Here is a 12,936-nt window from a genome sequence, read left to right as displayed (position 1 = left end):
TCAGACCTCGCTGTGGACGGCGGCGTGGCGGCTGGCCGACCGCTCCTGGGCCGGGGTGAGCTGCGGGGCGGCGTCGGGCTTGCCCGTGCCACCGGCCCGGCCGGTGGAGGTGACGGCTACGCCGGCCAGCCGGGTCGAGGTCGCTGCCTCGACGGTGCGCACGGCGCCCAGCGCCCGCTCCAGGGTGGAGATGCCCTCACCGACGACGACGAGGACGCCGCCGGGGTGCAGGGCGAGCGCGGAGGAGGCGAGCCCGGCGCCGAAGGTCGGGGCGTGCAGCAGCACGTGCCGGCCCTGGCCGAGCTCCCGGCCCACGGCCGCGACGAGCTCGGCGGGGTCGGTGCCGGCCGGGACGCCGAGGGTGGCGAAGGCCGGGCTGACGGTGGCCTCCCCCTCGGGGATGCCGGCGGTGGCGGAGGCGACCAGCGTGACCGGGACGCCGTCCTCGGCGAGGGCCCAGGCGAGCTGGGCGGCGACCTGGGGGGCACCGGCGCGGTCGTCGGCGCCGACGACGAGCAGCGACTGCGGGCCGGCGCTCACGTCGACCACCTGCGGCAGGAGCAGCCGGGCGGCGGTCAGCGCGTCGTCGGAGGGGCGGCCGGTGGGCAGCGTGGCGCGGCGGGCGCGGATGCGGCCGGCGGGCAGCCGGGGCAGCAGCACGCGGACGCCGGCGGCCAGCAGCAGCCGGGAGTCGAACATGCGGGGGGACAGGGCACGCCAGATGGCACCGGCGGCGAGCGCGAGGACGGCGCCGACGACCGCACCGAGGATGCCGTAGAGCAGGGTGCTCGAGCCGCCGGTGGGCTCGTCGACGGCCGGTGCCTGGAGCACCGGCACGACGCCGGGCACGCGGGCGGCGGCGACCTGCAGGTCGCTCTGCTGCCCGAGCAGGCGGGTGAGCTCCTGGGACTGTGCGCTCGCGGCGACCACCGGCACGCCGGTGTCCTCGATGCGCTGCTGCACGGCGGTGAGCTCGCCCTCGACGGCGTTGCGGGCGTCGTCCTGGCGGCGGGTGACGTAGCTGTCGAGCAGCGTCTGCACGGCGGCGGTGGCGTCGGCCTCCTCCGGTGCGGTGGCGCTCAGCTGCAGCACGTCGGAGGTGCCGACCCGGGTGACCGCGAGCACGGCCGGGGAGTCGGTGGCGTCGTCCTGGCGGTTGACCTGGGAGGTGAGCCAGGAGAGCTCGCGGGCGACGAACGCGTCGTTGTCGGTGCCCGGGGCGGCCGTGGTGAGCGGGCCGCTGAGGGCCTGCGCGTCCGGCACGACCTCGACGGAGGCGGAGACGGCGACGGACTTGTCACCACCAGCACCCAGCACGGACCCCAGGACGGCGCCGATCACGGCACCGGTGAGGGCGAGCGTGCCCAGCCAGGGCAGCGGAGCGGCCGGCCCCGGCCACGTCTCGGCCCGGTCGGCCACCGTGGGGCGGTTGCGGCGGCCGGTGGCCGGCGCGGTCACGCCCTCGTCCTCGAACGTCCTGACGTCCATGCGTGTGCGTCCTCCTCGCTCGTGAGCGGGGCTGAGCCCGCATGAGACATGTTGGATGGTAGGTGAGCAGAGGCGTCCGAAAGGCCTGCGCTCACCCGGTCGGGTGTGTGTGCATGGGCACGGTGTGCCCCTGCGTCGTGCGTCCTGGCACCCCTCCCGCGGCCCGTCCCGGGGTGGTCCGGTCCGCGGTGGGGAGGGCTCAGGGGGCGGTCGGGCCGACCAGCTGCCGGACGACCTCGCCGAGGTCGGCCGTGGTGACCACCTCGGTGTCCGACCGCAGCAGGTCCTGCATGAGCACCGGCACCGGGCAGACCTCGGCGCCCCCGGGCCGGCAGCCCTGTGGTGCACCCGGTGGCAGCTCGAACACCGTGGAGCTGATCAGCACCCGGGTGGCCCCGGAGTCCCGGATCAGCTGGTCGAGCTGGCGGAGCACCGCCTGCTCGTCGGTGGCCCCGTCGAACACCGCGCCGGTGCGCAGCACCTGGGCCGGGGTGTAGTAGTCGAGGTAGTTCGCCCCGATGTAGTCCCCGGCCAGGATCAGGTCCTGGGGCCCGGCGTTCTGCTCGTACCAGGTGTAGCGGGCGCGCCAGTAGTCGTCGCCGTCGTCGTGCTGGGGCAGCACGCTGCCGAGCAGGTTGGTGGCGAACAGCGCGGTCAGCGTGACGGCGAGGGTGACCCGGCCGGTTCGGCGCGTCGGCGTCGTCCCCTCGTCCGTCCCCTCGTCCGTGGCCGGCGCGGCCGTGCGCGCGGCGGCGAGCGGGAGGGCCAGCAGGATCGCGACCGGGACCCAGGTCGCGATCCAGAACTCGGAGTTCTCCGGCTCCCACCAGGTGAAGAACAGCGCGAACGGCACGAACCAGGCCAGGCAGAGCCGGGCCAGCAGGCGGGCGTCGGCCGGCAGGTCGGGGCGGCGCAGCCAGCGGAGCGCGAGCACCGCGACCCCGGCGAAGGCGACGAGCGCCAGCAGCGAGAGCAGGACGGCGACCACCGGCGACAGACCGCGGACGAGGTAGACCTCCTCGCGGAGGTCGGAGTCGGGCAGCGCCTTGACCAGCAGGTCCTGGACGGCGGAGAAGGAGAAGCCGAAGTGGCCGCCGACCAGGGCGCGCCCGGCGCCGAAGGCGGCCTTGGGCAGCGACTCGGCGGTGGCGTTGCCCCACTCCCCCATCGACGGGTAGTCGTCGAACCAGGCGACGATCTCCTGCCGGCCGGTGAGCCCGGCGCCGAGCATCGCCCAGGCGTAGGCGGGCACCACGACGGCGAGCGCGGCCGCGGCGTAGGCCAGCGCGGCCCGGACGACGGCGCGTCCGGGCACCAGCCGGCGGACGACCAGCAGCGCGGCCAGGGCGACGAAGGCCACGAGCACGTTGGTGATGTGCCCGAGGACCGCCAGCCCGTGGGCGGCGCCGAGCAGGGCGAAGGCGCCGGCCGTGCCGGTGCGGGCGGCCCGCTGGGCGAGCATCAGCGACGCGATGAGCACGAGCGTGGAGAGAAGGTAGACCTCGACCTCGACGCTGTACCACCAGTAGCCGTAGGCGAAGGCGGTCAGCCCGCAGGCCGCGGCGGCGGCCAGCCGGCTGCCGGGGCCGGGGACCACCCGGCGGACGAGCAGCCAGAGCAGGGCGACGCCCACCGCGCCGGCGATGCTGTTGAGCACCTCCATGACCACGAGCGGGTCGCCGTCCAGGCCGACGAGGCCCAGCAGCCAGAGCACCGTGTGGGCGACCCAGCCGTAGGCGATGTGGTACGGGAAGGAGATGCGCGCCGGGTCGCCGCTGATCACGTCGTTGACGTAGCGGAGCCCGTCCTCGGCCTCGATGTGGTTGCCCGACAGGGTGAGCAGGTAGAGCACGCCGACGACGGCGCCGACCACGGTGGCCTCGCGTCCGGGACGGGACGCGGCGACGCGGGGCTCTACGGCCAGGCGCGTGCTCATGCGGGTCCTCCTGCACATCGGTGGGGGCGTGCGGTGCAACACCCGCGGTGCACAGGTGGACGGTGGAGCTCGGACGGCGGTGACCTGGCCTCGTCCTGCATCACGGTAGGTCACGAACGCCACGCTGAGTAACCCGATCGGGTGTGCGTCGTGGCACTCCGCGGGTCGTGTCGGAGGGTGTTCGTCCCCGCCGCTGCCAGCGGTTCAGCCGCCGGTCAGAGCCCGACGAGGTAGCGCGAGCGCTTGCCCAGCAGTCGCCGGACGGCGAAGGCGAAGGCGGCGGTGCCGGCGGCGATGCCGAAGGTGAGCGGCAGCCACAGGGCCAGCCAGGTCCACGGCCCGATCGCCACGTCCTCGGGCACCAGCGCCCGGAGCACGGCCACGGGGTACCCGTGCAGGAAGAAGACCGGGAAGCTCGCCTCGCCCAGCTTGTCCAGCCAGATGCCGGGCCGGCCGAGGTCGCGCCAGGTGTAGAGCACGAACACCAGGAGCGTGCCGAAGGCCCCGCGCATGAGGCTGTCGACGGAGGGGACGTCGAGGGCGATGACGGCGAGCACGACGACCAGGACCAGCCCGAGACCGAGCACGGTGGCGCGGCGCTGCTGGTACCAGTCGATGAGCCGGTCGTGGTTGCGGGCGAGCCACATGCCGAGCACGAACAGCGACAAGAAGTGCACGAACGACTGGATCGGGTCGCTGTTCTCGTACGGGCGCGGCACCAGCACCGTGACGACGAACAGCAGCGGCAGCACCAGGTAGGTGCGCGGGTGCCGGTCCATGTAGACGAAGACCGGCGAGACGATGAAGAAGAGCAGGATCATCGGGATGAACCACAGCGGGCCCAGGTGCGCGCCGGTGACCAGCAGCACGACCGTCTGGACGACGGGGTTGCGGTCGAAGAAGTCCTCGGACAGCCAGGGGTGGCTGGTCTTGAAGCCGCCGAGGTAGATCACGAGTGCCGGGATCGAGACCACCAGGTACGGGATCAGGACGTTCCTGACCTTGCGGTCGATGAACCGCGGGTAGGCGTACTTGGCTAGGCCCTCGCGGAAGAGGAAGCCGCTGATCATCAGGAAGATCGGGCTGCCCTCGCCGAACACCACGTCGTAGGGCACCTCGGCCCAGACGGGCAGCGGCAGGCCCAGCACGGAGATGACGTGGATCGAGACCACGCCGATGATCGCGATGCCGCGCAGCCGGTGGATGTGCGGGAAGAAGCGACGACGGGGCTTGGGGATGACGTCGGCCGGGCCCAGCTCGGGGGTCGCCGACACCTGCACCTCCGGTCCCCGGTCGCTGCTGACCGGCTCGCCCCTCACAGCAGGCAGTCTGACATCCGATCTCGGCGCCTGCGTCGCAGATGATCTTCGTCCGGCCCGGCGGCCGAGCGCAGACCACACCGCCGATACCGGCGAGACGACCGGCCCGACCAGCGCTTTCGTCCGGCTCAGGTCAGGGGACCCTCAGCCGGACGCCCTCAGCAGACCACGGAGTTGTGAGGAAGTCCATGGCACAGTTGGTGAGCACAACGAGGTAGTTCACCCGTTCGTGTGCCGCCCGCCACCCTGCCCGGCGGGCTGCGGCCTCAGGCCGCTCGCGCGACCACCGGACGGCGGTCGGTGGTCTGGGTCGTGAGACCGGTCGCCGCTGCGCGCCGCTCGTCCTGCAGGCGCCCGGCCCGGCCGAGGGCGGCCACCACGACCATGGTGGCGGCACCGAGCACGAACCAGGCGAGCATCAGCAGCAGGAACATGACGCAGGTCATATCCCGGCCACTGGACGGTCAACCCTGCGATCGACCAGTTCCTCGACCGGCCGGCGGCGGCTGATCAGTCAGCTCGGGTCGTGCGCTCCGCGGCGCGGACTGAGGACGCCCACCAGCACGCCGATCACACCGAGCGCCCAGACCGCGACGACGCCCAGGTCACCGCGGTGGATGCCGTGGGTCGCGCTCAGCGTCACCAGCACCGGCCCCTCGCGGATGTAATCGCCGGTCAGCAGCAGGACGGCGAACACGGACAGCGCTCCGACCGCCAGCAGCGCACCCGCCCAACGGAACATCCCGGGACCGTATCGCCGCGCCGGGTACTGCTGGGGCAGGCGCTCCTGATCAACCAGCGCGACGGCCGAGGGCGCGGTAGCTCCAGCCGGCGGAGACCCAGCTGTCCATGTCCAGGGCGTTGCGCCCGTCCAGCACCCGCTTCTGGGACACGATCTTGCCGAAGGCGACCGGGTCGAGCTCGCGGTACTGCTTCCACTCGGTGAGCAGCAGGACGGCGTCGGCGCGCTCGGCGGCCTCCTCGGGGGTGTCCACGACCTCGAGCTGGGACCAGCTGCGCCGGATGTTCTCGCCAGCGGCGGGGTCGGTGACCCGCACGACGGCACCCTGCAGCTGCAGCTGCGCGGCGACGTTCAGCGCGGGAGAGTCGCGGATGTCGTCGCTGTTGGGCTTGAACGCAGCCCCCAGCACCGCCACCCGCTTGCCCAGGAGCGAGCCGTCGCAGACCTCGCGGGCCAGGTCGACCATCCGGATGCGGCGGCGCATGTTGATGTTGTCGACCTCGCGCAGGAACGTCAGCGCCTGGTCGGCACCGAGTTCCCCGGCGCGGGCCATGAACGCGCGGATGTCCTTGGGCAGACACCCGCCGCCGAAGCCGAGGCCGGCGTTGAGGAACTTCCGCCCGATCCGGTCGTCGTGGCCGATGGCGTCGGCGAGCTGCTTGACGTCGGCGCCGGTGGCCTCGCACAGCTCGGCCATCGCGTTGATGAAGGAGATCTTCGTGGCCAGGAAGGAGTTGGCCGCGGTCTTCACCATCTCCGCGGTCGCGTAGTCGGTGACCACCTGCGGGGTGCCGGCGCTGACGATGGAGCTGTAGACCTCGTCGAGGATCGCGCGGGCCCGCTCGCCGTCGGGGCCGGCGGCGATGCCGTAGACCAGCCGGTCCGGGTGCAGGGTGTCCTCGACGGCGAACCCCTCGCGGAGGAACTCCGGGTTCCAGGCGAGCATCGCGCCCGGCACCTTGCCCTCGACCAGCTCCGCCAACCGCGCCGCAGTACCGACGGGGACCGTCGACTTGCCGGCCACCAGGTCGCCGGGCTTGAGCGCCTCGAGCAGCGACTCCACGGCCGACTCCACGTAGCGCAGGTCGGCGGCGTACTCGCCGCGCTTCTGCGGGGTGCCCACGCAGAGGAAGTGGACGACGGCGTCGCGCGCGTCGGCCATGTCGGCACTGAAGCGCAGCCGGCCCGAGGCCAGCGAGGTGCCGAGCAGCTCCTCGAACCCGGGCTCGTAGAACGGGGCCTTGGCGTTCTGCAGCGACTCGATCTTCGCGCGGTCGACGTCGATGCCCACCACGTCGTGCCCGAGCTCGGCCATGGAGGCGGCGTGGACCGCACCCAGGTAGCCGCAACCGATGACCGAGATCTTCATGGACGCCACTCTCTCCCGTTCAGCTGACGGGCGAGCGCCCACCGCACAGGAGCACGGTAGGAGAGCAGCACGGTGCCACGCCAGCGACCCCACCCCTGGGAGGCAGGTCGCCCGCCGAGGCAACGAAGACCCACCCCGCACGGGTGGGACGGCCACCGGAGACCTGTCCGCACCCCCCGCTCAGAACTAGGGTCCGGCCAAGTGAACAGGGCAGACACGGGGGCCGGCATGACCGAGCAGACGCCGGACGACGCAGGCTCCCGCGAGGAGCTCGGCGCGCCGGAGCAGTACCGGCAGAACGCAGGGGCGGACAGCATCGACGAGCAGGTGACGACCACGTCGCACAAGCGGGTGTGGCTGCGCCGGACCCTGACCACCGTCGGAGTCCTCGCTCTGGTCCTGGCGGTGATCGTCGGTGGTGGACTCTGGTTCGTCACGAGCCGGTACGGCGGCAACATCGAGCGCGTGGGCCAGGTCTTCGACGGCCTCGACGAGCAGGCGCGTCCGGCGCCGGCCTCCCCCACCGGCGACGCCGCCCAGGCAGGCGCCGAGCCGATCACCTTCCTGCTGGTGGGTTCGGACACCCGCGCCGACGTGGCTCCCGGCGACCTGCCCGACGCCCGCTCCGACGCGATCATGATCGCCCGGTTCTCCGCCGACCGGGCGCACGCCCAGGTCGTCTCCATCCCGCGTGACTCCTGGGTCGACATCCCCGGCCACGGGAAGAACAAGATCAACGCCGCCTATGCCTTCGGTGGGCCGACGCTGCTCATCCAGACGGTCGAGCAGTTGACCGGCGTCCGCATCGACCACTACGCGGCGATCGACTTCGCCGGGCTCATCCAGGTGACCGACGACCTGGGCGGCGTCGACGTGGTGGTGCCGACCACGACCAGCAACGGCCCCTACACGTTCACCGCCGGCCCCAACCACCTCGACGGCGACCAGGCCCGCTGGTACGTCGGGCAGCGGTACGACCTGCCCGGTGGCGACTTCGACCGGGTGAAGCGCCAGCAGAACTACCTGCGGTCGATGTTCACCAAGCTCTTCAGCCAGGACGTGTTCACCTCCCCGGGCCGACTCGACTCGACGCTCCGCGCGGTCACCGACGCCACCGCGGTCGACGACGAGCTGGGCAACGGTGAGCTGCTGAAGATGGCGTACTCGCTGCGCGGCCTCACCCCGGCCGATGTCGAGTTCTTCACCGCCCCAGTGCTCGGCACCGGCACCGAGGGGTCGGCCAGCGTCGTCTACCTGGACGCCAACACCGGTCAGCGGATGTGGCGCTACCTGCAGACCGACTCCCTCGGCCAGAACGCAGCCGACTTCGAGGACGAGGCACTGCCGGACGTCCCGCGTTAGTCCCCCGCTCGTCCTGCTGCCGACTGTGCGATCTGACGCAACGAATCTGGTCAATCACGGTTGGCGAGGACGCTCAGCTTTTACCTAACGAACATCATCAAAGCGTCCCCGATGTGGTCATATTTGCGTGCCAATGCGGGGGCATGGCAGTCCGAGGTCCTTCAGCGCCGAAGCAACCTCCCGCCTCTCCGCACCGTCAGGCGATTCGGGGGAACGTACGCATGGGCTCGACCTACCTGACCGTCGATCCGGTTCGTCCGGGACGCAACCGCGTCGAAGACGGTTGGTCGCGCTTCGCCCCTGGCATCCGCGGGGAGGGGACGACGGCTCGGCGGGCCTGGCAGTCGCGCTATGTCCACCGCACCGTTGCGTTCGACCTGCTCTGTGCCGTAGTCGCCGCAGCGCTGGCGCACCTGCTGTGGTCGGCGTGGAACCCGCCCGCTGCAGCCGACGCACCCTTGTGGGAGGTCCTCGTGCTGCCGCTCCTGTGGTTGCCGATGATGCTCGTTGCACGCACGTACGAAAAACGCTTCCTCTGGGTGGGCGTCGAGGAGTACCGCCGAGTGCTCGACTCCGCCGTAGCCCTCCTCGCCGGCGTCGGCTTCCTCTCTTGGGCGTTGGATCTGCAGATCGCCCGGGGCTTCATCGTCCTGGCCCTGCCCTGCGCAACGCTGCTCACACTGTTCCAGCGGTTTGCGCACCGGCACTGGTTGTACGCACAGCGCCGACAGGGCCGTTATCAGCAGACGACGCTGCTGGTCGGTCACCAGCGGGCGATAGCCGACCTCGACGAGCAGCTACAACGGGCCGCCGACAAGGGCTACCGAGTGATCGGCTGCTGCCTGCCCTCTAATCAGCACTCATCGGCTGCTGACGCCTTTCACGGACTGCCGGTACTCGGTGGCGTCGACGAGGTGGCAGCGGTGGTCGCCCGATTTGAAGTCGACACTGTCGCTGTACTCCCCAGCCAGGAGCTGGACGGCTCAGCATTGCGCTCCTTGGGTTGGGAGCTAGAAAATACTTCAGCGGAGCTTCTTGTAGCCCCCGCCATCACTGCAGTGGTAGGGCCCCGGGTGCACATCCGCCCGGTGGCCGGCTTGCCGTTGCTGCACATGGAACGCCCGGAGCTGACCGGGCTCCGCCAGTTCACAAAAGCTTGTTTCGACCGCACCGCGGCGCTCGCCGGCTTGGTCTTCCTGTCCCCCGCACTGCTGGCGATTGCACTGGCCGTACGAGCCAGCAGTCCTGGCCCGGTGTTTTTTCGGCAGGAACGGGTCGGACATCGGGGCAAGCCTTTCTTCATGATCAAATTCCGTAGCATGGTGCCGGGCGCGCACACCATGGTCGCCGAACTCGAAGACGACAGCGACGGCAACGGCGTGCTGTTCAAGAAGCGGGACGACCCACGGGTGACCCGAGTAGGGAAAGTCCTGCGCCGCTACTCCCTCGACGAACTACCGCAACTGATCAACGTCGTTCGTGGAGAGATGTCGCTGGTTGGCCCGCGCCCACCCCTGAACAGTGAGACCGAAGCCTACGGCGTGGACATGCGGCGCCGCTTCTTGGTCAAGCCGGGGCTGACCGGCCTATGGCAGGTGAGCGGACGTTCCGACCTCTCATGGGATGAGTCGGTGCGTACGGACGTGCAGTATGTCGAGAACTGGTCGCTCAGCTTCGACTTCATGATACTGGCGAAGACGGTAAAGGCAGTCATGAGCGGCTCCGGTGCTTATTGACTCACTGCGGCTCTCAAGCCCCACCGCGCTGCTCGCACCCCGCGACCAATGTCAGAGCCGCAACGCATACTCGTAAGGATGACCATCGCGTCATTGGACGAGCTTCCGGGAAGCACCTGCGTCCAGTTCACGGGACGTCATGGCGCTCACGGATGCTGCGACACGGGCCTGACCCTTACAGCAAAAGTTCTAGCGGGCAGCGTGGATGAGATCGCCGCGACATCGCAGCGCTATCGAAAGCGGTAGTCCCCACCAAGGTCCCAATGGCGGCATGCTCAATCATGCCTCACCTCGCCAGTCGTAACTTCCGAGACTACTCCGCTTGTGGTCCGACCCGCTGACTAGTGACGCGCCGCGTGGAGGGAACGGCGACCCGCGCAGGAGGCGTTCCATTCCTCGTCCTAGCAAGACTGAGACCAAGCGTCGACGAGGACCGAGTACTCCTCCGAGCCGATTCCCTTGTTGACTTACCGCAACTCAGTCGCGCCCAGCCGAAGTCTTTCGCTTCCATATTGCAGACCCCGAAACGGCCAGTACCCCTGACAATAGGCATGCCGAGCCCAACAGAAGAGGCGCTTTAGCAACCACGCCGGTGTCGGCCAGCTCTGCGCCGCCCAGGGGCGCGACAGGTGGCGCCCCTACGCTCAAGGACGACGCGGCGGCCTGTCCATCCTGAGGTCCTTGGGTCGCCTGCTCTTGGCCGACCGCAGAAGACGAGGGCGCTGCGCTCAGATAGGGAGACTCACGCGCCTCCGGTGCCGAGGAATCCGACTCGCCAGACGGCAGGGACTTACCTTGACCTTCAGTCCCGCAGTCCGCTACGTCCTGCAGTGATGAGCTACCGACTAGCGTTCCGTCTGTCAAGACCGAGTAAGTTGCCTGCCCAGGGACCTGATTCATCTTTACCCTGGCGCCGGGCAATACGATCAGTCCCGGGCTGACATCCGACGCTTCAGTCGATCTGACGGTCAGGCTGAGGGGCGAGGATCCCGTGTTGACGGCTGTCGCGCGCACTTGCGGCTGCCCGTCTACGCACTCCTGATAGGTCTCCAAGGCCAAACCCGAGGGAGAGCCGCCATGGTCCGTCTGATGCGCGCAGCCGCTGACTGTTACGTCAGCTAGGGGCGACGGGTCGTGAACTTCACCGCCCGAGTCGGCGACTAGGATTCTCAGTGGCCCATCCTCCGGAAGCACGCGGTACTCGAGCACCGCATCAGCCATGGGTCCAACGGGCGTGACTGCGTCCACGCTACCGTCTACCGTCGCGCTGATTTCTGATGCTCCAACATAAGAGGAAACCCTGAAGGTGACCGAGCGAACGACGTCGACACCAGCGCACGGTTGCACGAGCGTTGTCATGATCGCCTGATGACCTACGGGCGTAGCCGCCTCAGAGGGACCCGCCAAGGACGGCGAGGCTGTCCACAATGCAGCCACCATGAAGGCGCCGACGGATAGAGCTAGGCCTACTCCACGGCCAACTCTCTTCATTCCCAAGAGACGCGCGCTCGCTTCATACCCGAAGGAATACAAGAGTCATCCGCTCATCCACCATCAAGTCGACCGATTGTTGCCTCAGGCCTAAGCCCTGCGGCCTCAACTCACCCTGGTCATCAAAACGGCGCGCAGAGATCTCTTGACAAGGCCGGCCCAGGTTGACAGTGACGCGCATGGCTGGGTGCCTTAATTCGATGGGCGGCCGTGGAGGATTCTGCGCGAGTGTGGACACGTCGTTAGACGAGACCTCGTGCCATAAGACGAGTACATGCTCGCTAGTCGAACGGGTGAGCATGATGTGATGAAGGAATTGCGCATCATAGCCCAATGGGGGCGTGACCTGCAGAGACAACGGCAACGGCAACGGCTCACCCGACACTCCGACTCGCGGACTAACAGCCTTCAGCAAGTTCTTCACCGCAGTGAACGCTGGCTTTGGCGTGAGATCCCGCCGCAAGAGGCCAAAGTGAGCTTCCTTGTTCTCACCACCGGCGTCCTCGAACTCGTCGAGCAGCTCGTACAGGTAAGTCCGCGAAATTCCTAGCCGGTAGTTCTCCATCAAGACTCGCGGCAGATAGAGTCCCTGTACGCGTTCGGACTGCCCAAGTCTCCAGGTGGAGTATCCGGTCTCCGTAGCCATCATCGGCTTACTTCCATACGGCAGCCGCGAGCTCTTGAAGTTGATCGGATACTCATCGAGTGTGCCAGAGGGGAAGTTGCTCTCCCGGTAGTAATCTCGAATGCCAGCGTAGCTGCGCGGCATGGAGAACGGATTGTCCCGGGGGTATGGATGCATATTCCCAAAGTCGGACGTCCCCTGGAGGGACCCGGCGGGCAAAGGATGCCCTCCGCTCCAGTATGTGTTCCCCATAGCTGGACCAATGACGGGTACATTCTTCAAGGAAGCCTGAGCTCTTACGGCCCCCCATAGATCCGCCTGCCACGCCAATAGCGCGGCGGGGAAGGTCAATCCCTTGTACGTCCACTGCGATCGCGTCCAGAAGAGATCAGCTTCGTTTGGCCCCTCTATGGCCGCGACCGCCCCCCTCCCTGCGGCCGGGAGGAGCGCAATCACCTGTGCACCCGGGTCTCCCAGCCCTGAGACAGCTTTGTCGACGAGAATAGTGCTCTTGATACCGTACCGATAAAGGTCGTCGGCGCGGATAGTGTCTCCGCGGACATGCTTGATGCCGGATTCCACCAGTCTGTCTCGGACCGCGTCGTATGCGAAACCATACGGCGTATCCGTGTAGCCCCAGTGCGTGTTGATACCGACTGAGTCGACGAAGGCGGTGGCGTCAGTCGGGATGACGGGCACCGACGAGGTACTTGCGAGGTCTAACGTGCTGACACGCACGCTGGACGAGCGAGGCAGTGCTACCGCGGTTCCTACCAGGAGTCCAGCCGCTAGGAAGTTCCGACGCGAGAAGCTCGGGCTCACCTCGCACGCCGTCCCGCGACTCAGGGAACTCTCAGGAAGCTCAGAT

General features: G+C 68.8%; 9 protein-coding genes. 2 read left to right on the top strand and 7 right to left on the bottom strand.

The window, feature by feature from the left end; all coding sequences use genetic code 11:
• From KUM42_RS12205 to KUM42_RS12180, 6 genes are all read right to left on the bottom strand, one after another.
• Positions 1 to 1,488, bottom strand: coding sequence for a hypothetical protein (locus KUM42_RS12205; RefSeq protein WP_237492634.1), 1,488 nt, complete (start codon positions 1,486 to 1,488; stop codon positions 1 to 3).
• A gap of 199 nt (positions 1,489 to 1,687) precedes the next feature.
• Positions 1,688 to 3,424, bottom strand: a complete 1,737-nt coding sequence (locus KUM42_RS12200; RefSeq protein ID WP_237492633.1) for a glycosyltransferase family 39 protein — start codon at positions 3,422 to 3,424, stop codon at positions 1,688 to 1,690.
• Positions 3,425 to 3,639: 215 nt separating this feature from the next.
• Positions 3,640 to 4,743: an acyltransferase gene (locus tag KUM42_RS12195; RefSeq protein WP_237492631.1), complete on the bottom strand. Its 1,104-nt coding sequence runs from the start codon at positions 4,741 to 4,743 to the stop codon at positions 3,640 to 3,642.
• Positions 4,744 to 5,009: 266 nt separating this feature from the next.
• A complete protein-coding gene (locus KUM42_RS12190) occupies positions 5,010 to 5,177 on the bottom strand; it encodes a hypothetical protein (RefSeq protein WP_237492629.1) in 168 nt (55 codons plus the stop codon).
• An 80-nt stretch (positions 5,178 to 5,257) separates the two neighbouring features.
• Positions 5,258 to 5,485, bottom strand: coding sequence for a hypothetical protein (locus KUM42_RS12185; protein WP_237492627.1), 228 nt, complete (start codon positions 5,483 to 5,485; stop codon positions 5,258 to 5,260).
• A 49-nt stretch (positions 5,486 to 5,534) separates the two neighbouring features.
• Positions 5,535 to 6,854: a UDP-glucose/GDP-mannose dehydrogenase family protein gene (locus tag KUM42_RS12180; protein ID WP_237492625.1), complete on the bottom strand. Its 1,320-nt coding sequence runs from the start codon at positions 6,852 to 6,854 to the stop codon at positions 5,535 to 5,537.
• 228 nt (positions 6,855 to 7,082) lie between these two features.
• On the opposite strand from KUM42_RS12180, the gene KUM42_RS12175 reads away from it, so the two are divergent.
• Together KUM42_RS12175 and KUM42_RS12170 are read left to right on the top strand one after the other, a co-directional pair.
• Entirely contained in the window at positions 7,083 to 8,216 is a 1,134-nt protein-coding gene (locus KUM42_RS12175; RefSeq protein ID WP_237492623.1) for an LCP family protein, read from the top strand.
• Between the two features lie 221 nt (positions 8,217 to 8,437).
• A complete protein-coding gene (locus tag KUM42_RS12170; protein ID WP_237492621.1) occupies positions 8,438 to 9,952 on the top strand; it encodes a sugar transferase in 1,515 nt (504 codons plus the stop codon).
• A 1,513-nt stretch (positions 9,953 to 11,465) separates the two neighbouring features.
• Here KUM42_RS12170 and KUM42_RS12165 read toward each other — a convergent pair.
• The gene (locus KUM42_RS12165; protein ID WP_237492619.1) at positions 11,466 to 12,767 is read right to left on the bottom strand and encodes a hypothetical protein; all 1,302 of its coding nucleotides are present in this window, start codon (positions 12,765 to 12,767) and stop codon (positions 11,466 to 11,468) included.
• Positions 12,768 to 12,936: the final 169 nt, after the last annotated feature.

This window comes from Modestobacter sp. L9-4, assembly GCF_019112525.1.
In the GTDB taxonomy this organism is placed as follows: domain Bacteria; phylum Actinomycetota; class Actinomycetes; order Mycobacteriales; family Geodermatophilaceae; genus Modestobacter.
The sequence above is the reverse complement of the archived record's forward strand: the minus strand, read 5'-3'. Positions and strand labels throughout refer to the sequence as shown.